This is a genomic window from Amycolatopsis mediterranei (assembly GCF_026017845.1).
In the GTDB taxonomy this organism is placed as follows: domain Bacteria; phylum Actinomycetota; class Actinomycetes; order Mycobacteriales; family Pseudonocardiaceae; genus Amycolatopsis; species Amycolatopsis mediterranei.
Genome location: NZ_CP100416.1, coordinates 8,460,212 through 8,486,469 on the forward strand (window position 1 = coordinate 8,460,212; position 26,258 = coordinate 8,486,469).

25 protein-coding genes are annotated in these 26,258 nt (G+C 70.2%); 16 read left to right on the forward strand and 9 right to left on the reverse strand.

The features are described 5' to 3' along the window. Positions 1 to 84 precede the first annotated feature (84 nt). The gene (locus ISP_RS38055) at positions 85 to 288 is read right to left on the reverse strand and encodes a hypothetical protein (RefSeq protein ID WP_013229108.1); all 204 of its coding nucleotides are present in this window, start codon (positions 286 to 288) and stop codon (positions 85 to 87) included. On the opposite strand from ISP_RS38055, the gene ISP_RS48430 reads away from it, so the two are divergent. Next, positions 284 to 538 (forward strand): cellulose binding domain-containing protein, encoded by a 255-nt coding sequence (locus ISP_RS48430; RefSeq protein ID WP_350601914.1) that lies wholly within the window; start codon positions 284 to 286, stop codon positions 536 to 538. The genes ISP_RS38055 and ISP_RS48430 overlap by 5 nt on opposite strands. Positions 539 to 617: 79 nt before the next feature. Here the strand turns inward: ISP_RS48430 and ISP_RS38060 are convergent, their stop codons facing one another. The 4 genes from ISP_RS38060 to ISP_RS38075 form a co-directional block, all read right to left on the reverse strand. Further along, the gene (locus ISP_RS38060) at positions 618 to 1,688 is read right to left on the reverse strand and encodes a class I SAM-dependent methyltransferase (RefSeq protein ID WP_013229109.1); all 1,071 of its coding nucleotides are present in this window, start codon (positions 1,686 to 1,688) and stop codon (positions 618 to 620) included. Positions 1,689 to 1,864: 176 nt separating this feature from the next. Further along, positions 1,865 to 2,551, reverse strand: a complete 687-nt coding sequence (locus ISP_RS38065) for a serine hydrolase domain-containing protein (RefSeq protein ID WP_013229110.1) — start codon at positions 2,549 to 2,551, stop codon at positions 1,865 to 1,867. 162 nt (positions 2,552 to 2,713) lie between these two features. Then, the gene (locus ISP_RS38070) at positions 2,714 to 3,331 is read right to left on the reverse strand and encodes a TetR/AcrR family transcriptional regulator (protein WP_013229111.1); all 618 of its coding nucleotides are present in this window, start codon (positions 3,329 to 3,331) and stop codon (positions 2,714 to 2,716) included. A gap of 92 nt (positions 3,332 to 3,423) precedes the next feature. After that, positions 3,424 to 4,356: an AraC family transcriptional regulator gene (locus ISP_RS38075; protein ID WP_013229112.1), complete on the reverse strand. Its 933-nt coding sequence runs from the start codon at positions 4,354 to 4,356 to the stop codon at positions 3,424 to 3,426. Between the two features lie 81 nt (positions 4,357 to 4,437). On the opposite strand from ISP_RS38075, the gene ISP_RS38080 reads away from it, so the two are divergent. Next, positions 4,438 to 5,253: an NAD(P)H-binding protein gene (locus ISP_RS38080; protein ID WP_013229113.1), complete on the forward strand. Its 816-nt coding sequence runs from the start codon at positions 4,438 to 4,440 to the stop codon at positions 5,251 to 5,253. Here the strand turns inward: ISP_RS38080 and ISP_RS38085 are convergent. Then, complete coding sequence (locus ISP_RS38085) at positions 5,227 to 5,787, reverse strand: phosphoribosyltransferase family protein (protein ID WP_230468541.1); 561 nt, start codon at positions 5,785 to 5,787, stop codon at positions 5,227 to 5,229. The genes ISP_RS38080 and ISP_RS38085 overlap by 27 nt on opposite strands. A gap of 247 nt (positions 5,788 to 6,034) precedes the next feature. Here ISP_RS38085 and ISP_RS38090 point away from each other — a divergent pair, with 247 nt between their 5' ends. Both ISP_RS38090 and ISP_RS38095 read left to right on the forward strand, forming a co-directional pair. After that, complete coding sequence (locus ISP_RS38090) at positions 6,035 to 6,427, forward strand: DUF1508 domain-containing protein (RefSeq protein WP_013229115.1); 393 nt, start codon at positions 6,035 to 6,037, stop codon at positions 6,425 to 6,427. A gap of 241 nt (positions 6,428 to 6,668) precedes the next feature. Continuing rightward, complete coding sequence (locus ISP_RS38095) at positions 6,669 to 7,658, forward strand: PstS family phosphate ABC transporter substrate-binding protein (protein ID WP_013229116.1); 990 nt, start codon at positions 6,669 to 6,671, stop codon at positions 7,656 to 7,658. A gap of 58 nt (positions 7,659 to 7,716) precedes the next feature. Here the strand turns inward: ISP_RS38095 and ISP_RS38100 are convergent, their stop codons facing one another. Both ISP_RS38100 and ISP_RS38105 read right to left on the reverse strand, forming a co-directional pair. Next, on the reverse strand, positions 7,717 to 8,589 hold the full coding sequence (locus ISP_RS38100) for a sortase (RefSeq protein WP_013229117.1): 873 nt from the start codon (positions 8,587 to 8,589) through the stop codon (positions 7,717 to 7,719). Next, positions 8,586 to 10,907: a hypothetical protein gene (locus ISP_RS38105; RefSeq protein WP_013229118.1), complete on the reverse strand. Its 2,322-nt coding sequence runs from the start codon at positions 10,905 to 10,907 to the stop codon at positions 8,586 to 8,588. Before ISP_RS38105 ends, ISP_RS38100 begins: the two co-directional genes overlap by 4 nt. Positions 10,908 to 11,130: 223 nt before the next feature. Here ISP_RS38105 and pstC point away from each other — a divergent pair, with 223 nt between their 5' ends. The 6 genes from pstC to ISP_RS38135 all read left to right on the forward strand — a co-directional run bounded on the left by pstC (position 11,131) and on the right by ISP_RS38135 (position 18,203). Continuing rightward, positions 11,131 to 12,120: a phosphate ABC transporter permease subunit PstC gene (pstC, locus tag ISP_RS38110; RefSeq protein WP_013229119.1), complete on the forward strand. Its 990-nt coding sequence runs from the start codon at positions 11,131 to 11,133 to the stop codon at positions 12,118 to 12,120. After that, positions 12,117 to 13,235 carry a phosphate ABC transporter permease PstA gene (gene pstA / locus ISP_RS38115; RefSeq protein WP_013229120.1) on the forward strand — a complete coding sequence of 373 codons (1,119 nt, stop codon included), beginning with the start codon at positions 12,117 to 12,119 and terminating at the stop codon, positions 13,233 to 13,235. The genes pstC and pstA overlap by 4 nt, the downstream gene beginning before the upstream one ends. A gap of 8 nt (positions 13,236 to 13,243) precedes the next feature. Further along, positions 13,244 to 14,059 carry a phosphate ABC transporter ATP-binding protein gene (locus tag ISP_RS38120; protein ID WP_013229121.1) on the forward strand — a complete coding sequence of 272 codons (816 nt, stop codon included), beginning with the start codon at positions 13,244 to 13,246 and terminating at the stop codon, positions 14,057 to 14,059. Continuing rightward, a complete protein-coding gene (locus ISP_RS38125) occupies positions 14,056 to 15,573 on the forward strand; it encodes a substrate-binding domain-containing protein (RefSeq protein ID WP_230468542.1) in 1,518 nt (505 codons plus the stop codon). The genes ISP_RS38120 and ISP_RS38125 overlap by 4 nt, the downstream gene beginning before the upstream one ends. Positions 15,574 to 15,700: 127 nt before the next feature. After that, positions 15,701 to 16,399, forward strand: a complete 699-nt coding sequence (locus ISP_RS38130) for a DUF6313 family protein (RefSeq protein ID WP_013229123.1) — start codon at positions 15,701 to 15,703, stop codon at positions 16,397 to 16,399. Then, positions 16,386 to 18,203 (forward strand): PstS family phosphate ABC transporter substrate-binding protein, encoded by a 1,818-nt coding sequence (locus tag ISP_RS38135; protein ID WP_013229124.1) that lies wholly within the window; start codon positions 16,386 to 16,388, stop codon positions 18,201 to 18,203. The genes ISP_RS38130 and ISP_RS38135 overlap by 14 nt, the downstream gene beginning before the upstream one ends. 12 nt (positions 18,204 to 18,215) lie before the next feature. On the opposite strand, the gene ISP_RS38140 is transcribed toward ISP_RS38135, so the two are convergent. Further along, entirely contained in the window at positions 18,216 to 18,842 is a 627-nt protein-coding gene (locus ISP_RS38140; RefSeq protein ID WP_230468543.1) for a TetR family transcriptional regulator, read from the reverse strand. Between the two features lie 84 nt (positions 18,843 to 18,926). On the opposite strand from ISP_RS38140, the gene ISP_RS38145 reads away from it, so the two are divergent. The 6 genes from ISP_RS38145 to ISP_RS38170 all read left to right on the forward strand — a co-directional run bounded on the left by ISP_RS38145 (position 18,927) and on the right by ISP_RS38170 (position 26,257). Then, positions 18,927 to 20,156 (forward strand): acyl-CoA dehydrogenase family protein, encoded by a 1,230-nt coding sequence (locus ISP_RS38145; RefSeq protein WP_013229126.1) that lies wholly within the window; start codon positions 18,927 to 18,929, stop codon positions 20,154 to 20,156. Between the two features lie 535 nt (positions 20,157 to 20,691). After that, positions 20,692 to 21,492, forward strand: a complete 801-nt coding sequence (locus tag ISP_RS38150) for a S1 family peptidase (RefSeq protein ID WP_080582947.1) — start codon at positions 20,692 to 20,694, stop codon at positions 21,490 to 21,492. Next, a complete protein-coding gene (locus tag ISP_RS38155) occupies positions 21,489 to 22,937 on the forward strand; it encodes an O-antigen ligase family protein (RefSeq protein WP_141748465.1) in 1,449 nt (482 codons plus the stop codon). Before ISP_RS38150 ends, ISP_RS38155 begins: the two co-directional genes overlap by 4 nt. A gap of 73 nt (positions 22,938 to 23,010) precedes the next feature. Further along, positions 23,011 to 23,859 carry an SGNH/GDSL hydrolase family protein gene (locus ISP_RS38160; RefSeq protein ID WP_230468544.1) on the forward strand — a complete coding sequence of 283 codons (849 nt, stop codon included), beginning with the start codon at positions 23,011 to 23,013 and terminating at the stop codon, positions 23,857 to 23,859. 169 nt (positions 23,860 to 24,028) lie between these two features. Beyond that, positions 24,029 to 24,526, forward strand: a complete 498-nt coding sequence (locus tag ISP_RS38165; protein ID WP_013229129.1) for a hypothetical protein — start codon at positions 24,029 to 24,031, stop codon at positions 24,524 to 24,526. A 261-nt stretch (positions 24,527 to 24,787) separates the two neighbouring features. Next, positions 24,788 to 26,257 (forward strand): amidase, encoded by a 1,470-nt coding sequence (locus ISP_RS38170; RefSeq protein ID WP_034284768.1) that lies wholly within the window; start codon positions 24,788 to 24,790, stop codon positions 26,255 to 26,257. Position 26,258: the final 1 nt, after the last annotated feature.

A 26,258-nucleotide genomic window follows, 5' to 3' on the forward strand; every position in this document is an offset into this window, starting at 1 on the left:
TACCACGTCTTTCCCGGGTTCCGCGGATACGGTGCTGGCTGCCGACTCGCCGAGCACAACGCAATCCCCCGTTTCATCACCATCTCACCCAGCCAGGCCGGTCTCGGGAAGCGCCACCCACACCCCGGCGACGCCGCTGTCGACCGAGCGGAGCCGAACGAGCGCTCCGAACTCCGCCGCCAACCCGGGCAGCACGCCGACGACCGCGCCGAGCCGGCCGAGCTGCTCGGTCCACTTCGCGATCGAACATTCCTGGCCGAACGGTTTCACCGCTTCGGCGACAATCACGAATCGAGGACCCGACACTCTTCGTTCGTGGTCACTGGCCATGACGTTCACCGCCGGTCAGCGGCTGACCGAGGGCTGGAGCGGCACCTGGACCCAACGCGGAAACCGGCTGACCGCCTCGGCTCCGCCCTGGAAGACGGATCTCCAGCCGGGCGAAGCTTTCACGACGGGGTTCAACGGATCATTCGCCGCCTCGAACCCCGCTCCGACCGGGTTCACCGTGAACGGGGCCGCCTGTCCGGCTGGATGAACGGGGTTCCGGCGTCCTTGATGCGGCCGGCACGCAGGTGGGTTCGTAGCTTCACGCTTCGGCGATCGAAAGGGGCGGCCTATGCGACATCCCGGCGGGCCACCACCCGATACGCGTTGGACCACCCGCGCCGCCGGCCGAACGGTGCGCTGATCCGGTCCGCCACCGAGGCCAGGACGAACAACGGCACGCACGCGATGAACGTGGCCTTGCGCAGGATCCGCCGCCACCGCGCCGGCGGGGCGGCGCGCCACGGAAGATCCTCACCCGCGATCGTCAGGGCGTTGACCGCCATGATCGCGGCGGCCAGCACGTCGATCGCGGAATGCGGCTCGGCACGCTGCTCGGCGACCACCGTGAATCCGCGACTCACCAGTTCCGCGCGGAGGTTGCCGATCGGCATCAGGTTCAGGTGCTGGGGTTGCAGCCAGGGCATCCACCACCGGCCGAGCACCTTCGCCCAGCGGCATTCCGGATCGGGCAGCTCGATGGCCAGCAGCCCGCCGGGCCGCAACACCGCCATCGCGGCCGCCAGTTCTCGCTGGGGTTCCGCGGTGTGTTCCAGGTAGTGGTACATGCTGACCACGTCGTAGCGCCCGGCGAGCTCGTCGGCCAAGTCCACGAACAAGCCCCGGTAGCCGGTACGGATCCAGCCCTCCCGGCGCGCCAGGTCGACCCCGTCGCCGAGATCGAGACCGTCGAACTTGACACCGGGCAGCACCGCGGCGGCTTCCTTGCAGAAATGCCCGTGTCCCATGCCGACGTCGAGCCACTCACCCGATGCGCCGATGTCCCGGACCAGCTCGGCCCGGGAGCGATAGCCCGCCCGGTTGCTTTCGAACATCCCGGTCATGTTCTTTTCGCCGAGCCCGTCGTAGCAGTCACGGTAGTAGAACTCGAGCCCCGCCGGGTTCAGCCGGGGGTTCTGGAAGACGTGCCCGCAGTCCCGGCATTCGTCGAGCACGAACCGGCCCGGCTTGTGCAGCAGCAAGTCGGTGGTACGCAACCGGCCACGAAGGGCATCGGAGCCACACCACGGACAGCCGGTGCGGCGAGGCTCGAAGAACCGATCCACGCCGCCGGCCAGGTCGTTCAGGTAGGCCGGGCGGCGCGAGGCGACCGGATCGGCCGGGACGTCGTCCTCGATCATGGAAGCGGATCCTAACGCGCGAACCACCCGGACGGGCACCCGCGAACGGACGAAAGTTGCGGGCCGGCCGGGAGCGCTTTCTCAGCCTTGGCGGTCATGCGCCGGCTCGACGCTGCGGAGTGCCGCGACGAGATGGGCGGACGGCTGGTCGGCGGTGGCGTTCTGGCGGATGTGGTTCATGACGTAGCCGAACGCCAGGCCTGTCGCCGGGTCGGCGTAACCGAGGGAGCCGCCGAATCCCGGGAAACCGAACGCGGTCGGCGAGTGCCACGCGGCCCCTGGCGCGGGCAGCCCGAGGCCGACGCCGAGGTGGAACGGTTGCAGTGTACAAGATCGGGTCCCGTGACCTGGGGTGTCGTGGCCGCGGCCAGGGTTTGCGGGTCGAGGATGCGATGATCGCCGACCTCGCCGATCAAGGCGGCGTAGAAGCGTGGCAACGCGCGGGCGGTGCAGATGCCGTTGGTGGCGGGGATTTCGGCGGTCTGCTCGGCGGGGTGGTCGTGGTCGAACGGCGGGTCGACACAGGCGTGGGCGCGCCGGGTCAGCGAGTTCGGATCGATCATGGCCGTGACGAGCTCACGCATCGGCTCGGGCGGCAGGCTCGGGTCGAGTCCCGCGGCGCGTGAGAAGTCGGGTGGGCGTTGGACGAGCCGGGCGACGCGGTGGAGGTCGTCCTCGGGGAGTCCGATGTGGAAGTCGAGGCCGAACGGCCGGGCGATCTCGTCGCGGAAGAAGGGGCCGAGACTGCGACCGGTGATCCGGCGGACGACTTCACCGACGAGCCAGCCGTAGGTGAGGGCGTGATAGCCGTGGCGGGTGCCGGGCTCCCACAGCGGGCGTTGCGCGGCCAGTGCGTCGGTCATCGGGTGTCCCGCCCCACAGGTCGACCACCGGGTGTCCGTGCCGGTAGACCGCGACGGCCGCGCCCACCTCGGCGCCTTCGGCGAAATTGGCCCCGAAGGCGTCGGCGACGGCTTCGTAGCCGGGGGCCACGTGGCCCTGGATGTCGGGCAAGGAGAACTCCTTCACGAGACCGGTTCGACGGAATGCAGACAGAGCGCGACGAGCTCGCGGGTGTAGGCGGAGACGTCGAGGTCGGGTGTGCCCAGCAGCCTGAGCAACGCTCCGGCCAGCAGGTCGCGCAGAATCATGGCCACCGCGTGTGGGGCGAAGCCGGACCGGAATTCGCCGTCGCGCTGACCGCGGGCCAGCAGCTGTTCGATGCTGTCGAGTTCGGCGGAATTGGCGGCGTTCACCCAGCGCTCGCGAGCGTGGGGGTGGCCGTTGAGGATCTGCATCAGCGCGCGCAGGTGGCGGCGGTGGGTGTCGTAGAAGGCGATGCTGCCCTCGACATACGCCCGCAGCGTGTCCGAGCTGGAAGCGGCCGGGTCGGCGTGCGGACGCACGACCTCCCCGCCCGCAGCGCAGACCTCGGCGACGACCTGGCCGATCAGCTCGTCCTTGTCGGCGAAGTGGTAGGAGATCAGGCTCGGGCTGCTCAGTCCGGCTCGCTGGGCGATCTTCGCGAAGGAGGCCTTGGTGTAGCCCACCTCGGCGATGGTGTCGATCGCGGCCGCGACGATCTGCTTGCGCCGGGCCGCTTCCGTGAACGTCAGGTCGTCTGACCTGACTTTAGGTTGCATGGCCTGACACTAGCCTGCTTGACCAACCAGGTCCACGGGGGCCGAAGTCCGGCCGGGCCTGGTCGTGTCATCGCCGTCTCGAGTACAAGCGTTCACGAACCGGGAGCCGCCCGTGCGCGGCGCCAGTCCGAGGGGCTGGCACCGCGGACGCGTTTGAAGGCGACGCTGAAGGCGAACGGGTCGTCGTACCCGACCGCTCGGGCGACGGCGGCGATGGTGTCTTCGGTGTCGCGCAACAGGTCCGCGGCCAGTGTCATCCGCCAGCCGGTCAGGTAGGTCAGCGGCGGCTCGCCGACCAGACGCGCGAAGCGTGCGGCGAACGCGGCGCGGGACAGGCCGGCCCGGACGGCCAGCTCGGCGACCGTCCACCGGTGCGCCGGCTCGGCGTGCAGCAAGCGCAGGGCTTCGCCGACGCCGGGATCGCTCAGGCCGCGGTACCAAGCGGGCGGCGGCTCCATCCGGGCGCACCAGCCGCGCAGCGCCAGCACGAGCACCAGGTCCAGCAGCCGGCGGAGCACGGCGTCCTGCCCGGGCTCGTCACAGGCCACCTCGGCGGCGAGCAGGTCCAACGCGCCTCGGGTCCGCGGCCCGGCGGGCACCACCGCCAGCGGCGGGAGCATGGCGAGCAGCCGTTCCGCGGCGGCGCCGTGCAGCTCGTAGGCGCCGCGGAGCATGGTGGTGGCCCCCGGCTCGCCGTCGCCGTAGGTGCGCGACGCCGGGTTCCTCACCGGCTGCGCGTCGATGACCGGATACTTCTTCGTCCCGCGGATCACCAGCTGTGGCGGGGTGCCCGGGTCGTCGGCGATCGTGTACGCGGAGGCGCTGATCAGCGCCAGGTCCCCGGCGGCGAGGCGCACCGGCGTGGCGTCGCCGACACGCAGCGACGCGTGGCCGCCGAGGGTGGTCACCAGCGTGAGCGGCGGGGCGTCGGCGAAGGCCAGCGACCACGGCGGCCGCTGGATCAGCTGCCGGACGAGCGCGTGGCCGGCGTGGGCCCGGTGCAGCAGGTCGCTGAGAACGTCCATCTCAGTAATGTAGACGCTGACAAAGGGATCGGGGACTTTCTCCCATGGATCGTCTCGCCCGCAGCGAGTTGGCTTACGAACATGCAGACCACCTTGATCCTCGGCGGCACCGGCAAGACCGGCCACCGCGTCGCCCGGCAGCTCGGCGCCGCCGCCCGGGTCGCTTCCCGCACCCGCGGCTTCGACCTCGCCGACCCCACGACCTGGCCCTCCACTTTGGACGGTGTCACGGCCGTCTACCTCGTGGAGCCCAACCTGGGCGCCGGGGACCGGCTCCCGCGGTTCGTGGCCGAAGCGGTGTCGGCGGGCGCCCGCCGGCTCGTGCTGCTGTCCGCCCCGCGCGCCGGCGAGGCCGGCCATCCACTGCACGCCGCGGAGGAAGCGGTCCGCGGCTGCGGCGCGGCCTGGACCATCTTGCGCCCGAACTGGTTCGCGCAGAACTTCAGCGAGGGCCCATGGGCGGCGGCCATCCGCGACGGCGCGTTGACCCTCCCGACCGGCGAGGGACGAGCCCCGTTCGTCGACGCCGAGGACATCGCCGAGGTCGCGGCGGCGGCGCTCACCGATGATCGGCACCACGGCCAGGTCTACGAGCTGACCGGCCCCCGCGCGGTCGGCTTCGCGGAAGCGACCGCGCTCATCGCGCGGGCCACCGGGCGGGAGATCGACTACGTCGACGTCGATCCGGAGGCGTTCGTCGAGCGCCAAATCCGTTACGGCGTCCCGGAACACGTGGCGAAGCTGCTCACCGGGCTGCTGGTCGACCTCCGCGACGGCCGCGGTGCCGACCTGGCCGACGGGGTTCAGCGCGCCCTGGGCCGGCCGCCGCGGTCGTTCGAAGACTTCGTCGCGACCACGACCTGGACAAAATCAGAGCTCCCGGACGTGCAGCAATGACCGGACGTTCAGACGCCGCCGGGCTTGGTTGCTGCGGAGCCCGTCCACCACCGTTGCCGCGCCGATCCACGTGGCCCCCGCGTCCTCGACGAGGAGGTGGACGCCGTCGGCCTGGCCGCCCGTCTCCATCCAGTCGTCGACGAACAGCACGCGATCGCCGCTTTGGAGCAGGCTTTTGCGGAAACCCAGGGTGAGGTGCCGGTCTCGGTAGTCCGGTGGGGTGGTTCGCTGCCGCCACGCGTCACTGTCGCTGGACCCCACGCGGTTCTTGCGGACCTCGACGAACCCGACGTCGAAGCGCAGTGCGACCAGCGGCCCCAGCAGGCAGCCGCGGGATTCCGGCCCGAGGACGACCGTGGGCCGCTCGCCCTCGAACAGGTGCGCCAGCGCGGGGCCGAGGTGCCCGAGCAGGGCGGGGTCACGCCACCAACCTGTGACGTCGGCGTAGTAATCCGGGTCCGTTCGGTCTCCGTGCCAGTTGAAGGCGTCGCGGAGCCCGGACTTCACCTCTTCCAGCCATCCGCTTCCAGACACCGGCCCATGGTCGCGTCGGCGGCTTCGGCGAGCAATCGGATTTCGCTTGCTTGACACTGCCCCCATCGGCCGACCACACTGGGCCGCCGGGAGCAATTTGGCCGGCTTGGGTGGCTATTGTTCATTTTCCGGCCGTCGCGCCTTCACGGTATCCGGTAACTTTGCCCGCTCTGCGCCGATCTTCCCGATGTGATCATGGGAAAGCGCCTTCCTGACGCGTCCGAGCACGCGCCAGGGGCGTAGTCAGGTGAAGCGGGAGCCCCGGTTCCAGCTCGTCCGGACCGCACCGGACCGAGTCCATTGGCGACTGCTCGGCGGCAACAACGCCTCGCTGGGCGCCGCCGCGACGGACTTCGCGCGCGTCGACGACTGCCTAGCCGCGATCGGCTGGCTCCGCGCCCACCTCGACGAGCCGGCCGTCGAATTCGCCCACGCGAGCGGTGGCCGCTGGCGGTGGCGGCTGCGTGCAGCCGACGGGCCGGTCGCGGTCGCCACGCACGCCTACGGCCGCCGGATCGAAGCGCAGCGCGGGCTCGACCGCTTCCGCTCGGCGGTCGCCGCCGCGGACACCGCACGCGACGTCGAGACCATAGTGGACTGGCGGACGAAGTACCGGGCCAATTCACGACCCGCTCAGTGAGCAACAATCACGCAATGTGCGTTTGCCGGAGCTTAACCACCGCGACGTCGGGTGGGAACGCGGAACACCGGCGGCGGACAGCGTGGCGCGAGGAGATGGGTGTGGTCACGGAATCCCGTGACGATGTGGGGAACCAGAGAGAAAGAGTGCTGACACGATGCGTGCTCGTACTACTCGGCTTCTCGGCGCGACCGGTATCACGGCCGCGGCCTGCTTGCTTCTGACGGGGACGGCTTCGGCGGTGGCGCCGGCCGACGGCAACCAGGACGTGCTCGCCGCGGCCGGGTCGGACACGATCTTCAACATCACCTCGGCGATCTTCGCCAACGCCAACTCGGCGACGTGGAACAGCGACACCGACAACTACGTCAACGTCCCGCCGGGTGCGGCGTCCTTCGACGTCCCGGGCGACGGCAACACGCCGGAGTTCACCCTCGCGCCGACCCCGAACGGCTCGTCGCAGGGCAAGACCGCGCTGAAGAACTCCGCCGACGCCGGCGACGGCCGGATCGACATCGCCCGCTCGTCGTCGCCGCGTTCCACCAGCGACCCGGCCAGCTTCGAGTACTACGGCTTCGCCCGCGACGGCGTCGCGTGGTCCTCCTCGTCGACCGGGGCCGGCGCGAACCTGACCCTGACGCTGACCCAGCTGCGCGACATCTACCGCGGCACCATCACGAACTGGTCGGAGGTCGGCGGGGCCGACGCGGCGATCAAGCTGTACCTGCCGCAGGTGGGCTCGGGCACGCTGAGCTTCTTCACCAACACGGTGCTCGGCTTCGACCCGGCGACGATCTCCGGCCTGACGATCAACCGCTTCCAGGAGAACGACGGCACCTCGATCCCGGACGCCGACCGCGCGACCGCGATCGCCCCGTACTCCGACGCCCAGTGGATCGCGCAGGGCAACGGCGTCGAGTCCGACAAGCGCGCCGACTTCACCGTGAACAAGCTGACCGGCGCCGGCTCCGACGGCGACCAGGTGACCGGCTCGGCGGGCAGCTACGCCCCGGCGTTCGCCGACACCTACCTCGGCTCGCGCGTGGTGTACCACGTTCTCGACAACCGCACGCCGGCCTACGACCAGGCCAAGCGCGCGGTGGGCTTCGACGAGGGCGACGACGCCTCGACCGCGAGCCCGCTGTGCGGTGGCGCGCTCGCCGGGCTGATCACGCAGTACGGCTTCAAGACGATCTCGGGTGACAACGGCCTTTCCTGCACCCTGTCCTGACGCCGCAAGACCCGAAAATCGGGCCGGGGAGTCTCTCCCCGGCCCGATTTTCTTGTGCCTACGCCCAAGCCGGGAAGAGCCGCCAGAGGGCCAGGGCCGACATCGCCGCCAGGGCCAGCAGGACCGGCGCCGTGATGACGTAGGTCGACACCGGGCGCCAGCGGCGGTACAGGTACGTCGAACCCGCCGCGGCCGCCAGGAACCCACCGAACGCCAACACGAGCGACGCCCACGCCCCGCCGTCGCCCGTGCGGCCGTCCTGGGCGTCCGCGCGGCCGTTCTGCGGCGTCGGGCGGAACGGCTTGCCCTCCAGCCCGGCCGTCACCACCACGGCCTCCGACGCCGCCAGCGGCCACCAGGACGTCGACGTCACCAGCGTCAGGCGGTCGTCCTCGGTCTTCCCGTAGTCCTGGCCTTCGTCCAGCGGCCGCACCGCCACCGAAGTCACCCGGTAGGCGGACCGGCCCTGCGTCGTCGCGACGACGATCTCGTCACCGTGGCGCAGCGTGCCCAGCGCGCCGAACGGGCCGCCGTAGCCCGACTTCCGGCCGACGATCCCGGCGTTGCCCGGCTGGCCGAGCCCGGAAGTCCCCGGGACGTGCCCCGGCCCGGACGCGGTCTCGGCACTCGAAACCCCTTCGAGAACCACCTGCTGCGCCTGAAGCCGGGGGATTTCCAGCACCGCGACCGGCGAACCGAACTCCGCCGGCTCGGCCGGCGGCGCCGCCCCGAACAGGCTCTGGCTGGCGCCGAGCGCCCGGTCCAGCTGCCCGCGGATGTCGGCGAGCGCCGCCCGCTGGTCGCCGCTCTGCAGCATCGGTCCCAGCGCGTAGACCACCAGCGACAACGCCACCGCGGTCGTCACCAGCCAGGCGAACGCGACCGCACCGAGCCAGCCGGGCGTCACCCGGACGAAAGTGCGGGTGCTCACGCGCGACCGCCGCGCATCCGGGCGAACAGACCGACGAGGGCCTCCGCGAACCGCGTCAGCCAGACCGGGGCCGGCCGCCCGGCGGTGACCAGCGCCGTCGCGGACGGCAGCACCGCCAGGATCACCAGCGCCAGCAACGGGATCAGCGCGCCGAGCACGCCCGCGCCGGCGAACGGCGGGATGCGCACGACGTCGGCGACGTTCTTCGCCGCCTGCACGCTCTGCTGGGTCGGGACCGCGTCGTGCGCCGGGGCGGTGTCGGCCGCGGGCGTCGTACCGGTGTTGGCCGCGCCTGCCGGGCCGAGGTCGTTCGAGACCGGGGAGACCGGCGTCCCGGTGCCCGGTGGTGGCGGGCTCTTCGCGACTTCCTTTTCCTGGCACGCCTTTTCCGGCGTCCCGGTGCCGATCTGCAGGGTCCGGTCCAGCGCCGCCCCGGCCAGCGATGGTGTCAAGCGCGCGAGCCCCGGCGCCAGCACGCCCTGGCCCCGCGTCTGCACCATCGCGGTGAACTTCTTCAGCGCATCCTGCTTGCCTGTCAACGGTTTGCAGCCGGCGTCGATCAGCGGGTTCACCGGGACCGCGAGGTATTCGACGAACGTCAGCGGATACGTGCCCGGAGCCGCGGTGCCAGGCTGGAGGGTCCCGTCGGGGCCTTCGGTCATCGAATCGGCCGCCGCCTGCAGGCTCTGTTCCGAGGGGGCCACGAAACCGCCCTTGCCGTCCGGCAGCGCGACCGGCGTCCAGCCGTAGGCCTTGGCCGTCGCGAGGTCGGTGACCACCCAGTTCAGGCAGCCGTTCTTGCAGAGCGTCTCGTCCTTGCCGACGGTCACGCCGTCGACGACCTTGCGGACGGCCGACTGCCCGACCTTCGCGTTCACGTTGTCGAGGCGGTTCGTCCCGGGGTCGAGCTGGGTCAGGTCCGTGATCCGGCCGGGGCTGATCCCGTCGAGTCCCCCGTAGTAAGTATCGTTGCCCATCTTCCGGAACACCCAGGACCCGGCCGCGTTCTTCTCGAGCACCGTGCTCATCGCGAGCGGCACCGTGCCCTTGCCCGCTTCCCCGGTGAACCCGAAGAAGCCGGACGCCGAGTCGAGCGTGCCGGCACGGGCGTTCGGGTTCAGCACGAACGTCTGCCCGGTGACCGCGGCCAGCGCGGGGTTGCGGGTCACCAGCGGCGTGCCGTCCTTGAAGACGCCGCCGCGGCCGTCGCCGTCCGGGTTCTGGCCGCCCTTGGTCAGCATCGTCGCCAGCTCGTCGAGGGTGACGGTGAAGGTGTCGCCCAGCTTGCCTTTCAGCGAACTCCCGTTGTCCGCCTTGTCGGTCGGCGCCCAGCCGACCGCGGCCAGCACCGTCGCGTTTATCCCCACCGGCACGTACTGCCGGGCCCGCACGGTCTGGGTCGCGAGCGCGCCGCCGGAACCGGTCAGCGCGAGATCCGACGCGCCGGTGTCGAACGAGGTCAGCGCCTCGTCCTCGGTCTCGGACACGATGTTCGTCGGCTGCTCGCTCTTCGACGGCGCGCACAGCGCCTGGTTCCACGCCACCGCGGACCGGCCCGCCCGCTGCGGCATGCTCGCGTTCAGCGTGTTCGCGCCGAGCCCGGCGCAGCCCTTGACGATCAGGTCCGGCGCCGTCGGCGTCACCGCCGGGAGCGTGCTGTCGGTCCAGGTGACCGACTTCCCGTCGGCGTTCTTGGCCGTGATGGTCAGCATCACCCGGCAGGGGTGGGTCTCGTCGCAGAGGTACGACCACTGCCGGGTGCGGATCTTGACGCCGGTGTTCGGGTCGGTCGCGGTCACCGGGTTGTTCGGCCACTCCCGGGTACCCTTGATCGGGTCGAGCGACGTGTAGTCCGGGTCGTTGCCCACGTAGATCGGGGTGCTGCTGCCGCGCGGCACCGGCGTGTCGAACACGATGTCGCCGGTCGTGGCGCTGCGCGGACGCGACGGCGTGATCACCGGCAGGCCGGCCTTCGCGCCGGTGAGCGTGTCCCCGAAGTCGGTGCCGCAGTAGGCCGACACGCGCGCGGTCAGGTCGTTGTTGGGCACCCACTGGCCGCTGACCTGCTTCAGCAGCGCGTCCCGCAGGTCGGCCGGGCAGAGGTACGCCTTCGCGGTCGCGCCCGCCGGCAGGCCGGAGATCGTGATCCGCAGCGGGTCGCCGTCCCGCACCGCGGAGAGGTCGGCCGGGGTGGTCCGGATCGTGTACGGCAGCGGGGGCGGGGTCACCTGGGCCTGCGCTGCCGGAACGGCGAGCAGCCCGAGCACCGCCAGCAGGCCGCAGGCGAGCACGAGACCGATACGTCTGGCGAGGAGCACGGTTTTCTCCGGGGATTCCACGAAATGTGAGCGTCTCGGGGAGCAACGTCCCGGACCCGGCCAGGCCGGGTCAACTCCGCCGCGGCACCCGCGAACGTGATTCACGCACAGCCCGTCGGGCGTTCCCCGGACGGACACCTTTCCGGTGATCGTCCGGCACATACTGGCCACGCTGGGGCATCCGACGCTGCCCTGGCCACCCCGACCCGGAAAGGCCCCGCTCGTGACCGTCGCGCTCCCCCGGCCCGATCCGTCCCCGCCGGGTGCCCCGGCGCGGCGGGTGCTCACCGAGGTGCTTTCCCGGGCCGACAAGGCCTTCCGCCGGGTGACCACCGGGGCCGGCCTGGTCATGCTGGCCATCCTCGTGGTGATCGGCTTCTTCCTGGTCTACCGCGCGGTGCCGGCGTTCGGAGTCAGCGGGTTCGGGTTCTTCAGCACCGTCCGGTTCGACCCCGCGTCGCGCGAACTCGGCGTACTGGGCCTGCTCTACGGCACGGTCGTGGTCGCGCTGATCGCCGTGCTGGTGGCGGTGCCGCTGTCGGTGCTGGCCGCGCTGTACATCACCGAGTACTCCAGCGGCCGGATCCGCGGGTTGCTGACCGGGCTGGTCGACCTGCTCGCGGCGATCCCCAGCCTGCTCTACGGCCTCTGGGGGTTCAGCTTCGTCGGGCCGAAGATCGCCCCGCTCTCGCAGTGGCTGAGCGACAACTTCGGCTGGTTCCCGCCGTTCGCCCGGCAGGAGAACGCGCTCTACATCAACTCGATGGTCATCGCCGGGCTGATCGTGTCGCTGATGGTGCTGCCGATCACGACGTCGGTGATCCGCGAAGTGTTCGCCCAGACCCCGCCCGGCGAGAAAGAGGCGGCGCTGGCGCTGGGCAGCACCCGCTGGGGCATGGTGCGCACGGTGGTGCTGCCGTTCGGCCGCGGCGGGATCATCGGCGGCTCGATGCTCGGGCTGGGCCGCGCGCTCGGCGAGACCATCGCCGTTTCCCTGCTGCTGCCGCAGGTCCCGGAGATCACCACGCACTTCCTGCAGTTCGGCGGGGCGACGATCTCCGGCTTCATCGCCACGAACGCCGGTGCGTCGGGACTGGCGCTCAACGGGCTCATGGCGTGCGGGCTGGTGCTGTTCGTCTTCACGCTGGCGACGAACTTCAGCGCGTCGGTCATCATCTCGCGCAGCCGCTCCGGTGCCGGGGTGGACGCATGACGCTGACCGCGCCCGCTCCCCCGCGGCCCCGGCCGCTCGTGCGCCGCCGCACGCCCGTGACCACCAGGGAAGACCGGCTCGCCGCGCTCGGCTGCGCGGTGTCGGCGCTCCTGCTGACCTGGTTCGTCATGCACCTGCTGCTGACGTCACCGGGCTGGTTCGCCGACCTGGTCGTGGCGTACCCGCTCTACCTCGGGATGCTCTACCTCGTCACGCGCGACCGGCTCGGGCGGCTCGCCGCGGCCGACCGGCTCGTGTCCACCGTGGTCGCCACCGGCGCGCTGGGCCTGCTGATCCCGCTGCTGCTCCTGCTCGGCTACATCGTCGTCGCCGGGGCGCCGCACCTGACCTGGGGCTTCTTCACCCACGACATGTCCACGGTGGCCGTGACCGACCCGGTGGAGAAGACCGGCGGGCTGCACGCGATCGTCGGGACGCTGGAGCAGACCGGGCTGGCGCTGGTGCTCGTCGTCCCGCTCGGGCTGCTGACCGCGATCTTCCTCAACGAGACGCGCTCGCGGTTCCGGCGTCCGGTGCGGGTGCTGGTCGACGCGATGAGCGGGCTGCCCTCGATCGTGGCGGGCCTGTTCGTCTACGCCGCGATCATCATCCCGGGCACCAACGCGGGGGTGGGGTTCTTCAGCTACAGCGGGTTCATGGCGACGCTGGCGCTGACCATGGTCATGCTGCCGACGGTGACGCGCACGGTCGATGTCGTGCTGCGGCTGGTCCCGGCCGGGCTGCGCGAGGCGTCGCTGGCTTTGGGCGCGAGCCGCGCCCGGACGGTGTGGTCGGTCGTGCTGCCGACCGCGCGCACCGGCGTGACGACCGCGGTGATCCTCGGGATCGCCCGCGTGGCCGGGGAAACCGCGCCGCTGCTGTTCACCTCGTTCGGCGCGATCACGCTGAACGCCGACCCGTTTTCCCAGCCGCAGGAGAGCATCCCGCTGTTCGTGTACCGCTACATCAAGCAGCCGCTGGAGAACGTCCAGCAGCGCGGGTACGTCGGCGCACTCGTGCTGATCCTGCTCATCTTCACCCTGTTCGCGCTCGCCCGCCTGGTCGGGCGCGACCGGTCCCGCCGCAAGGCCCGTACTCCCCGGGAGAACAAGTGACGTCCACTGTGGACACCGTGGTCGCGCCGGCGCTCGTCGGCGGCCCGCCGCCGGGTGCCGCCACCCTCGAGGCCCGTGACGTAGGTGCGTGGTTCGGCGACCGGCTGGTGCTCGAGGGCGTGTCCCTGACCATGCCCGCACGCGAGGTGACGGCGCTGATCGGGCCGTCCGGCTGCGGCAAGTCGACGTTCCTGCGCATCCTCAACCGGATGCACGAGCTGGTGCCGTCGGCGTCGCTGGCCGGCGAGGTGCTGCTCGACGGCCAGGACATCTACGCCGACGGCACCCGTCCGCAGCAGGTCCGGCTGCGGATCGGGATGGTGTTCCAGAAGCCGAACCCGTTCCCGGCGATGTCCATCCGCGACAACGTGCTCGCCGGGCTGAAGCTGGCCGGCGTCAAGTGCGCCGACAAGACCGCGCTCGTCGAGCAGAGCCTGGAACGCGCCGGGCTGTGGCGCGAGGTCCGGGACCGGCTCGGTTCGCCGGGCGGGGCGCTGTCGGGTGGCCAGCAGCAGCGGCTGTGCATCGCGCGCTCGCTGGCGGTGCAGCCGAACGTGCTGCTGATGGACGAACCGTGCTCCGCGCTCGACCCGACCTCGACCCGCCGGATCGAGCAGACGATCGCCGAGATCGGGCACGAGGTGACCGTCGTGATCGTCACCCACAACATGCAGCAGGCGCAACGGGTTTCGGACCACTGCGCGTTCTTCCTCGCCGCCGAGAACGAGCCGGGGCAGGTGATCGAACACGGGCCGACGGCGAAGATCTTCGGCTCGCCGGAAGACGAGCGCACCGCCGACTACGTCAACGGGCGGTTCGGATGAGACGCCTTCTCGTGCTGGTCTTCGTCCTGCTGCTGACGCCGGTCTTCGACGCGTCGGCCGAGACGCGGCTCACCGGGTCCGGCTCCAGCTACGTCGGGCCGGCGATGAACGACTGGCAGAACGGCGCGAACTCGCGGGGCATCCCGGTCAACTACTCCTCCTACAGCTCCCCCGCGGGCGTCAACCAGTACGGCGACCGGACGGTCGACTTCGGCGCGACCGAAGCCGAGGTGACGTCGCTGCAGGCCGCCGGCGGTGGCGGGTTCAGCGCGCAGAACCGCGGCTACCAGTACGTCCCGGACGTCGCCGGCGCGGTCGCGGTCATGTACAACGTCACGGACGCGGGCGGCAGCACCGTCGACTACCTGCACCTGGACCGGCAGACGATCGGCCGGATCTTCAGCCGCGACATCACGCGCTGGAGCGACCCGGCGATCACCGCGACCAACGGCGGCAAGCCCCTGCCGGACCAGCCGATCACCCTGCTGGGCCGAACCGGCCAGTCCGGCACGACGGCGTTGTTCTACGACTTCATCGCGAAGTCCGCGCCCGCGGCGTACAACGCGTTCGTGCAACGCAACGCCGCCAACGGCATGGGCAACCTGCCCGACGGCGTCCGCCCGATCCAGCTGCCCACGCAGGGCCCCGACGCCACCTGGTACCGGCTGTTCAGCGACTCCGAGCAGATCGCGACCGCGATCAGCAGCAAGTCCGTGCCGTTCTCGATCGGCTACGACGAATTCGCCTACGCCCTGCGCTACAAGGCGCCGACGGCGTGGGTGCAGAACGGCGCGGGCCAGTACACCAAGCCGTACGCGGAGAACATCGCCGCGGCGCTGAAGCACGCCCACCTGCGGCCGGACCTGAGCCAGGACCTCGACGAGGTCTACACCAGTGCCACCGAACCCGGCGCGTACCCGATCTCGGCGTACTCCTACGTGATGATCCCGTGCACCAACGGCCGCGACACCTGCCGTGGCGGCTACGGTGACCAGGGCAAGACCGACAGCGTCACGGCGTTCCTCGAGTACGTCGCGTGCGACGGCCAGGTCAACATGTCCCGCATCGGCTATTCACCGCTCCCGCCGAACCTGGCGCAGGAGATGATGAACGCGAGCGCCCGGCTCACCGGAAATCCCGCGAAGCAGCTGAACGCGGGCAACTGCACCAACCCGACGTTCCAGGGCAACCTCGGCGCGGGCGCTTCGAGCCCGCAAGACCCGTTCGTCACGGCGGGGATCATCGACGGGCCGGGCAAGAAGTCCGCCGCGCCCTCGAAGTCCGGTACCGCCTCGGCCGCGCCGTCCGCCACCTTGGGCACGTCGACCATGACGGCGGCAGCGGACGACCTGGCCAACGGCGGCTCGAAGAACTGGCGCGAAGCCGACCCGGCCGCCTACGACCGCGGCGGGCTGGGCGGCTTCGGCGGCTGGGCGGTCCTGGTGCTGTTCGCGGTGATCGTGACGCCGCTCGCGGTGCGGGGCGTGATCCGGTACATCAAGGGGTCCTCGTAGCCCGTCCTCGCGTGTCCACGAGACGAACGGAAGGTGGACAACGGGGCTCGGGACCGGTCCCGGGCCTCCGCTCGGGGTAGCTTTCGGCTGTGGGGCAGGGAATCGACCGGCATCCTGAGCGGGCGTGATGTCGGCACAGCAGACGGTGCGCGCGGCCGACGCGGACGAACCGGGTGAGATCGACCCGCCGCGGCGGGAATCGCTGACGGCGCTGCTCCGGCGGCGTCGCCGCTCGCTCGGCAGGCACAGCGGCATCCAGTACTGGCTCCGCGTCCGCGGTTACTACATCCTGGCCGCCTTCGCCGGGCTCTTCACCCTCAACGCCGTGGTCATCGGGGGCCGGGTCGCCTACGACGTCAGCGTGCAGATCGCCTCGCCGTGGGAGACGCGGGCGCCGTGGGTGGCGCTGCCCCTGTCGATCTCGGGCTGGCTGGTGGTGACCGGGTTCGCCGGTGCCGTCGCCGGCTACGTGGTGTCCGAGGTGACGGACAACCGGAGCCTCCGGCGTTCGCGCGGGCGGGCGGCCGGCCGGCGCATCGGGGCCATCCCGCTGCTGGACCGCCTGCAGTACGGCAGGCACGGCTTCGAGATCCCGAACTACTTCGGCATCCGGTTCGCGCTGCGGCACGACGGGGACTGGCCGACCGCGCAGGACCACTGGGAGATCGTCGTCGAGAAGTTCCTGAACGCCGGGGACGCCCGCGGCAAGGGACCGAAGCGGGTCATGTGGGAGGCCGTGCTGGAGGCGTCCTACGTGCTGGACGGCATGTCCGGCCGCTGCCCCGAATGCACCGGGCCCGAGGAGGGCGGCGATGGCACGCACTGACCCGCGCGACACCCGGGACCTCTCCAGGCAGCTGCACCAGGCCGCCTACCCGGGCTCCGAGCCCGCCTGGATCGAGGAGCGGGTGGCCACCGCCGAAGCCCGGATCGGCCGCGCCATGCGGGCGCGGCCGTCCACGGCCGAGGGGGCACGCCGGCTGTCCGACGGGGTGCTCAACCACGCCGCTCCGCGCCGGCGCAGCACCCGGCAGCGGATCGTCCTCGGCGCCGGTCTCGGCGCGGTGGCGGCGGTGGCCTCGGTGCTCGGGATCACCGAACGACGCTGGGTTGCCGAGGCGGCCATCAGCACGATCGGCATCACCGGCCTGCTGGCCGCGGCCGCGGTCGCGATCACCGGCATGGTCGCCTCCGTCGTGCGGGCGCGGCGCGAGCGGGTGCTGTCCTGCCGGGTCCGGATCGACGCGCCGTTCGGTGTCGACGTCGGGGAGGCCGTCCGGCTGGAAAGCGAGCACCACGCCGTGGCCGATCCCGGTGTCGTGGTCGTCCGGATCAAGAACACCGGCGGCGCGCCGCTGCGCCAGGAGGACTACGTCTCCCCGCTCAGCCTGTACTTCCCGGGCCGGACCGTGGTGTCCGTGGACGCCACCGAGTTCGAGCCCGCGGTGCTGGAGCGGGTGCTGGCCGGGCTGGGCGAGGCCGGAATCGAGCGGGACCGGGTGAAGCTGCCCGCGGTCCCGCTCCAGCCGGGCGACTCGTTCAAGCTGGTGATCGTGCTCTCGGGCACCAAGCCCGGGACCGAGCACCAGGTCGTGGTGGAAGGCGGGCTGCGCGAGGGCCGGATCACCACGCACCAAGGCCGGGAGAAGATCCGGCCGCAAACCCTCGTGTGGGGCGGCCTGACCGCGCTCTGCGCCGGGGCGTTCGCGGTGGTGCTGCTGCTCAACAACGTCACCCCGTTCACCAAGCTCCCCGACGGCGTCGTGTGCGCGCCCGGCGCCCTGAGCGTCGAAGGGTCGACCGCGTTCAGCCGGGCCACCACGGCGCTGGCGGGGTCGTACGGCGCGTACTGCCCGGAAGCGTCGGTCAAGGTCCGCGCGCCCGGCAGCCGGGAAGGCCTGGAACGGCTGGTGGACGCGGGCAAGAACCGGGTACAGCAGCTCGCGCTGTCCGACGGCCGGTTCGACGATCCGCAGTTCCGGGAGCTGGTGGCCGAGCCGCTGGCGATCGTGCCGTTCACGTTCGTGGCCGGCCCGGACGTGCCGGTCGGTGCCCTGTCGGCAGCGGACGCGCGGCGGATCTTCACCGGCGCGGCGCACACCTGGAGCGACATCACCCACAACCCGGGCGACACCGGCGAGATCCGCGTCGTGGGCCGGTCCACCGACTCGGGAACCCGGCAGGCCCTGGAAAAGTACGTCCTCAGCGGCAATCCCGACGCCCCGGTCCGGCAGGCGGCCCCGACGTCGGACTCGTGCCGGGAACCGCGTCCGGGTACTCCGGCCGGGTCGCCGATCGTGTGCGAGCAAGGCTCGACCGGCGACCTGGTTGACCGGGTCGCCAACCTGGACGGCGCGATCGGGTACGCGAGTGTGTCCGATGTGGACCAGGCGGGGGGCGTCAAGAAGATCACCCTGGACGGCCGCGAGGGCACCTTCACCGACATCCGGGAGCACGGCTACCCGTTCTGGACCGTCGAATACGTCTACAGCCTCGCCGGGTCCGAACCCGGATCACTGGCCCGCGCGTTCAAGAACTTCCTGTTCACGCCCGAGAGTCACAGTGCGCTGGCCACATTCCGCTTCTACGCCTGCACGGACGACGCCGGCCCCCTGTGCCTGCGACGCTGACCTGCCGGCTTGCTACGACGCCGGCGGGTCCAGGCCGATCGAATTCATCGCGCGGTCGAGCAGCAGGCCCAATTGCTGCGTTCCGTTGCCGGCGATCCAAGCCGCGACGGCGGCCTCCAGACAGCCGAGGGCGCCGGCGATGAGGGCCCGTGGCCGCGGATCGGTCGAGTCGGCCGGGTCCGCACCGAGCCGCCGGGCGAGCTCGGGGGCGATCAGGGCCTGGAACCTCGCGTGCTTTTCCTGCTGGAGCGTCGCGAGGGCGGGGGTCGCCACCGCGAGCGCGGCCAGCCGATGGGCGCGATCGGTCTGGCTCGCGTAGTGCTCGACGAGCGGGCTCATCGCCTGGCGGAGCGCAGACCACGGGGGCTCGTCATCAGGTCGCTGACGCAACGCCAGCAATATCTCGTCGACCGCGGACGAGGTCTCGCTCGCGAAGACGTCTTCCTTGGACGGGAAGTACCGGAAGAACGTGCTCCGTGAGATGCCGGCGACCGCGCAGATGTCGTCGATGGTGGTCTGCTCGTAGCCCTTCTCCAGGAACAGATCGAGCGCCATGTCGGACACCTGGGCCCGCATGGCGCGCCGGGCGAGTTCACGTGCACCGGGACGACGCTCGTCCCGCTCCGGCAGCCTGCTCACCGGGCCAACGGTACTACAGCCCAAACCTGGTACTGTGGTGTCACAAACGACACTCAGTATCAGCCGGAGCGGAGACACAGCCCGATGAACGCGAGCCAGGTCATCAACCCCCACTCGCCTCCCGTGAACGATCGGCTGGAGGCGCTCACCGCCGACCTGCCCGCGGAGGAACTGGCGCTCGTGTCGGCCGCGGCGTCGCTGGTGCCGGCGTTGAGCGCCAACGCGGAGGCGGCGGACGCCATGGGCAGACTGCCCGATGACGACATCGCGGCGCTGCGCAAAGAGGGTTTGCTCCGCCTCGCCACACCGCGGAAGTACGGCGGTCACGAGGCCGGCGCGTGCGCCGCGACGGCCATTGCCGCAGAAGTGGGGCGCGGCTGCCCATCGGCGTCTTGGGTGCTGACGGTGTACTACACCGCGAGCATCGCCCTCTGGCTTTTCCCGGACGAGGTCCGGGACCGCGTCTGGGACGAGGATCCGGACGCGACGGTGTGCGGTTCCTCAGCCGGCGCCGCACCGGCACGGGCAATCGACGGCGGCTACCTGCTGAGCGGCCGCTGGGGCTGGGCTTCGGGCATCCACCACGCGTCCTGGGCGATTCTCAGCGTGGTGACGGAGGCCGGAGGGACCGCCCGGGAAAGCGGCTTCGCCCTGGTTCCGACGAGCGAATTGTCGGTCGACCACACCTGGAACATGGTAGGGATGCGCGGCACGGGCAGCGACACGATCATCGCGGACGACGTGTTCGTTCCGGAGGACCACGTCATCTTCCCGTCCCGGATGGCCCGGCAGGTGCCCGGGGCTTCGACGCCGCTGAGCGTACCGAAACCGCAGGGCCTGATGGGTGCGCTGGCGGCACCGGTGCTGGGGATGGGCATGGGGCTCTACGACCACATCGTGGCGAAACTCAGCGCCGGCCGGCCGCTGGTCTCCGCGACGAGCTCGCACGCGCGGGCGATCGACTCCCCCGGCGTGCAGGCGAACATCGCCGATGCCGCCATGCTCATCGACAGTGCGATCCTGCAGGCCGCGCGCACCGCCCACGCCGTCGACCGAGCCACCCGCACGGGTGCACCAATGTCTCCTCTCGCCATCGCCCGCTCCCGGATGGACTGCGGGTTCGCCGCGCGTCAGATCCGCCTGGCGGCGGACAAACTGCTGGATGTCGGCGGGGCCGGCCGATTCGCCGAATCGGATCCGGCGCAGCGGATCTGGCGTGATCTGGGCACCGCAACCCGGCACCCGGCTTTCGTCACCGAAATCGACCGCGAACAGTACGCACGGCTGCTGCTCCCGGTTCTCTCAGCACAATAGCGCCGTCCCGGGTAAGCGATTCGCCTGGCAGAGCAGGCCGCATGAAGACTCGGCCAGGTGGCGCCCGGTCTTCGGCGGCCAGATCTGGCGTTACGAGTTCGAGCCGGCCGCCGCGCCACGCTGGTCCGGGGGCCTGATCACCGGCCCGGACGAGGATCACGCGCCTCGTCTCCGAGATCAGGCGGCATCAGGTCCGCGAAGCGCTGCCTGACTTCGCTGATCGACACAAGGCGGCTCGACGGCAAGCACGGCGATGCGGCCCGGATGACTGCGCTGCCGGCTCGCTCGCCAGCGCGGAAATCACCAACACCGCGAGCCGATAACCTCACTCACCCAGCGCACCAAACGATTTCAAGATTTTTCGCACCGTGGCGAACGTTTACAAGCTATAAGTCCAGCAATTGAATACCGGCTTCAAGCAGGCTCGCGAAAGTTATTCGCACGCTTGCGTTTCGAGTCTTCCCGTAACGAGACTGCTGATCGTCGCGACCGTCGTCTTGCATTGGAAACACTGCAGTCGACAGTGAGGTCGCATATGCCACTCAAAACGGGCACAGCTCCATCCGGTCTGCGGCTTCTGTCGTGCCTGCTGGCGCTCGTGCTCTGCACAGGCGCAGCGGCCAAGCCCAGTACGGTCACCTACCGGCTCCGCGCGGCTGACGGTGCTTATCCGTTCAGTGCTCGGCTGACTTTCCACAGCCAACAAGCCGACAGCCGCCCGATGGCGTGTTCCGGAGCGTTGGTCGCGCCGACCTGGGTGTTGACCGCCGGGCACTGCTTCCGGGATGTCCATGGGTTCCGGGTCAGCGGTCCGCCTCCGGTCCCGACGAGCGTGCTGCTCGGGCGGACAGACGTCGGGCGCGCCGGCGGCGTCGAGTCCGAGGTGCAGGAAGTCCGCCAGTCACTGATCAACGACGTGGCGCTCGCGCACCTGGCGACGCCGGCACAGGGCGTCACACCGGTTGCCGTACGGGATCGCCAGCCGGCTGCCGGGCTGCGACTGCTGCTCGCGGGATGGGGAGCCACCGACCCCGCGCGTTCGACACCTGCCGGTCATCTCACGCTCGGCACCGTCGCGATCGCGACCGTCACCGCTGCCGAAGTCGGTGTTCACGGCATTGCGCCGTCCCCGGCGACCAGCGCCTGCCGGTTCGACTCCGGCGCGCCTTATCTGGACATCTCCTACACCGGGCGACCGGCTCTGGTCTCCATCGAGGGCCACGGTCCGCCCTGTCCGCACGCCTCCGTCGAAACGACCTCCCGGGTCGACATCCTGATCCCCTGGCTGACCGCGCAACTGGGAGCGGACCGTTCATCGCTGCAGGTCTCGCCGTGACCGCCCTGGCCGGACAGCCGGCGCAGAAAAGCAACCGGCGGGGCCCGTATCGCGAGCCGGCCGGTCGTTCGACGGCCCCCGTCACCGGCATCGAAGCGGGGTCGATCCGTCTGACGATCGTCGTGACATCGGCAACGTTGTGCTGGGGAGTGTTCGCACGAGGTGCCTTCTTCGCTGCGGATCGCGTGATCTTCACGCTCCTCACGTTGCTGGCGGTGCTGTCGGCCTGGTCGTCGATCGAGCGGCGGGAACTGCGTTGGTGGGCGATCACGCTGTTACCCGTCAGCAGCGCGGTCGTGATTTCCGGCGTGGCAAACGATGCCGTCGCCGGCCTGCCCCTGGTTCTCTGCCCGATTGTCGCGGCGGCCGCCCTCGGCTTGACTGGATCGGCTGCGGTCCGCGCGGTGTCACCGGCACGGCTGCAGCGAATCCTTGTCGATGTCACGGCGGTGCTGGGGTTGTTGTGCTGGATCGGTATCGGCTGGCACCTCACCCCCTTCGCCACTGCCCTGAACCAGGGCTGGCGCGGTGACGCCGGCATCGGCTACGCGAACGTCACCGGCGTCGTCCTCGGCATAGGCGCGATTGTCGCGGCTCGCCTCGCTGCCGTATCGCGTCACCCGGCTGATTTTGCCCGATGCACCTTGCTCATCACGGCGATGGCGTCGACCCAGTCGCGCACCGTGTTGCTGGCCGCATTGGTCGCCTGGGGTGTGGTGACCTGGCGCCGGCCGCGCACCGGCCGGGTCCTGCTGCTGGTGGCTGCGCCGGCAGCCATCGCGACGGTGGGACTGGTGCCCTCCATCCGCGGCGGTGAAGCGCATCCCGTCGATGCGGTCGCCGCGGCGGTGTTGTCCGGGCTGCTCCTGGCAATGCTGGTCCGGTGGCACGCGTCGGTCCGGATCGTCACGACCGCGAAAATCCTTGTGGTCGCCATCGCGGTCGCGTGCGGCGTTCTTCTGCGCGAACGCCTGCTGGACATTGGAAGTGCGGCGGGGCACCTGACGTTGTGGCGCAACGCGCTGGAAAAGGCCTGGCGAGGCGGAGTGCTGGGCCAGGGGCCCGGCGAACCCGCTGCGCTGAGCCGGGGAGAAGCGGTGTCCATCTTGGCACACAACGACGCCATCCAGTTCATCACGTACTACGGCATTCCGGCGCTCGCGGCGGGGGTGTGGCTGATCGGACGACTGCTGTACCGCGGCAAGCAGGCTCCCGGCCGGTCGGCCCTGATGCTCTCCCCGGTGACCGGCGCCGCCGTCCTGCTCGTCGCGGTCGCCGGTGCGACCGACTTTCCCCTGCAGATTCCCGTGGTGCCCGCTCTCGTGGCCTTCATGGTCGGCGTCGACCGCGGCCGCTTGCGGCGGTCCGGCAGGACCGAGTGCAGAACACAGCCTTGTTCGATCCCAACGGAGAAGAGGAGTGACCATGACGAAGAGACACACTGACGGTGGACACACGACCGCCGGAGAGGGTCGATCGGAACGCCGAAGACGGCCGAGGAAGTACACCTTGGTGCCCGTGCTCGCAGCGGTGCTGACGCTCGGGATCAGTGGCTTCACCGCGACCGGACAGTCGGTCTCGACGCTGTCGGTCGGCGGTACCTACGTCGCGATGGGCGACTCGTACTCCTCCGGCGAGGGGGTACCGGACTTCCTGCCCGACAGCAAAGCGAACGGATGTCACCGCTCGTACCAGGCCTACCCCAGAACATTGGCCGGTACCCCGGGATTCCCCACCAACCTGAACTTCGTCGCGTGCAGCAACGCGGTTATCGGGGACGCCTACAACCGGCAGCACAAAGACCAGCCTCGCCAGCTCGACGCCCTCAACCCCGGCGTGACGGCCGTGACGATGACCATGGGCGGCAATGACATCCAGTTCCGCTACATCATGGAATACTGCGTGGCAAAAATCGCCTGTAACCTCAGCCCCGAACTCGAAGCGGCCACCAGTGGTTTGATCTGGTGGACCGGCCCCCGGCTCGAGCGTCTCTACCGCGACGTGCTCGCCAAAGCGGGCAACGCCCAGGTGTATGTGCTGGGCTATCCGCACATCTTCTCAGCGCACCCGGCGATCTTCTGCTCCGGCATCGAAGCGGGCGAAGCACGTTGGATCACCGGCAAGGAAGACGCTCTCGACAACCAGATCGCCCAGGCGATCAAGCGCATCCGGAACCCGCGCCTGCACTACATCGACACCTCGGGTGCATTCCAGGGCGGCGAACTGTGCACGAAGAACCACACTCAGTACGTCACCGGGCTGGTGGTGGACCTGCAGAACTGGGTCTACAGCTTCCACCCCACCGCGGACGGGCAGCGACGACTGGCCGACACGGTCAAATCCGCGATCCTGAGCGGTCGTCTGTGACTGATCTTTCGTCCAACGTGGAGACTGCCGGCCCGGGACACGAACGCCGGGCCGGCCCGACACGATTTCCCCGAGCAGCATAACGGTCGAAAACGGGCCGTAACACGGACAGCCCGCTGTCCGACCTTGCTCGTGCACTGGCCGCGAATTCAACCGACAGGACGAAGCCATGACAACCCATGAAGCGGTTTCACAAGACCAGGACAACTACGCGAAAAAAATTGTCATCGGCATCATGTGGACCGCACTCGTCGTCGCACCGCTTCTCCTCGGCGGCCTTGCGGTCTTCTTCGTGATCCGCGCCTTCACGAGTGGATTTCCTGCAGGCTTGCGAAGCTTCGCGGCCGTGATCCTCCCCTTGATGGTACTGACTTTCGTCGTCGCGCCGAAAATCGGCAAAGAGCACGCCGCCGAGGCAGTTCGCGGGCGCATTCCCGAACACCCGCTGTGGCTCGCCACCGCGACCATGACCGCTGTGGGCGCCGTCATGATGCAACTCCTCACCATTTCAACGTCGATCCCGATCGTCGAACTGATTCTCTCCGCCGGCTTCTCGTTCATCCTCTACCTGTGGGCAGATGACCGAGACCGTGCCGCACCGTACTGTCTGGGCCTCGTCATCGGCGCACTCGGCTACGTGATCATCCTCGGCGTCCCGCACGTCTAACCGGGGAACAAGCCGCGCCAGGAGTCATAGCCCGGATCCACGCCTTTGTTCACCGGGCGAGTGAGAATTGAGACAACCGTCCTGTTGCAGGATGCCGCATCTCATGGCCTGCGCGAGCGAAGTTGACTCCTGTCAGCACTGTGACTTGCGACGAGACATGCTCAAACGGAGAACGAGTGCCCAACTTCGCCATGAAGGTGGCCTCCCGTTGCGCAACCCGGAATTTCGTGCCCTCCACCGCACCTCGATAACGTCGGATTCATGGGATGGAGCTTTAAGACAGCCGAAGAACTCCTCGCCGCGCTAAACGCCGGTGCCGTGACGTCCGTGGAACTCACCGACGAAGCCATTGCCCGGATCGAACGCGACGACAAGGTGATCAACGCGATCTGCGTACCGGACTTCGATCGAGCCCGGGCCGCCGCACTTCGTGCCGATCAGGCACGCTCAAGTGGAGAGAACCGGCCGCTTCTCGGCATTCCGGTGACCGTCAAGGAGTGCTACGACGTCGCCGGGCTGCCCACGACCTGGGGCCTGCCGCCGCACCGGGACTACCTTCCCGCAGAGGATGCCGTTCAGGTGGCGCGGCTCAAGGCCGCCGGTGCCGTCATCCTCGGCAAGACCAATGTGCCCCTGGGGCTGCAGGACATCCAGAGCTTCAACGAGATCTACGGCACCACCACGAATCCGTGGGATCCCGATCGGACGGCGGGCGGGTCGTCCGGTGGGTCGGCGGCGGCACTCGCGGCCGGGTTCGGTGCGCTGTCCATCGGCTCCGACCTCGCCGGCTCGCTGCGCACCCCCGCGCACTTCTGCGGCGTCCACGCGCACAAGCCGACACTCGGGCTGACCGCCAACCGTGGCATGGTCGCGCCCACCGAGCCCGCTTTGCCGGTCGATCTCGACCTCGCCGTCGTCGGTCCGATGGCGCGCAGTGCCCGGGATCTCACGCTCCTGCTCGACGTCATGGCCGGGCCGGACCCGCTGACGCGAGGTGTGGCCTACGAGCTGGCGCTGCCGCCCGCCCGCCACGAGAGACTCGGCGACTTCCGGGTCCTGGTCCTCGACGAGCACCCGCTCATCGCGACCGGGGCCGCCGTGCGGGCGGGCGTGCGCCGGGTGGCCGACGCGCTCGTCGACGGCGGTGCCCGCGTCGAACGGCACAGCCCGCTGCTGCCCGATCTGACCGAAGCCGCAACGCTCTACATGCAGTTGCTGATTTCTGGGTCGGTGGCGCGGTTTCCCCTCGACACGGACGAGCAGCTGCGGACCCGCGTCGCCGGGCTGAGCGCGGACGACGAGAACCTCGACGCCGTGCGGCTGCGCGCCCTGCTGTTCAGCCACCGCGACTGGCTCGCGGCGAACCACCGCCGGGAGGTCCACCGCCACGGCTGGCGGCGGCTGTTCACCGAGTTCGACGCCGTCGTGTGCCCGATCACGCCGACGCCCGCGTTCCCGCACGACCACCACCCCAACCCGATGGAACGGCGCATCGCCATCGACGGCGTCGAGTACCCCTACTTCGACCAGTTCGTCTGGGCCGGCCTGGCCACCATGCCCGGCCTGCCCGCCACCGCCATTCCCGCGGGCCGCTCCCCCGAGGGCCTGCCGGTCGGCGTGCAGCTCATCGGGCCGATGTTCGAAGACCGCACCCCGCTGCGGCTGGCCGAACTGCTCGAGCCGGCGACCGGCGGCTTCCGGGCACCGCAGCAGGGCGCCGAAGCCGGGTAGT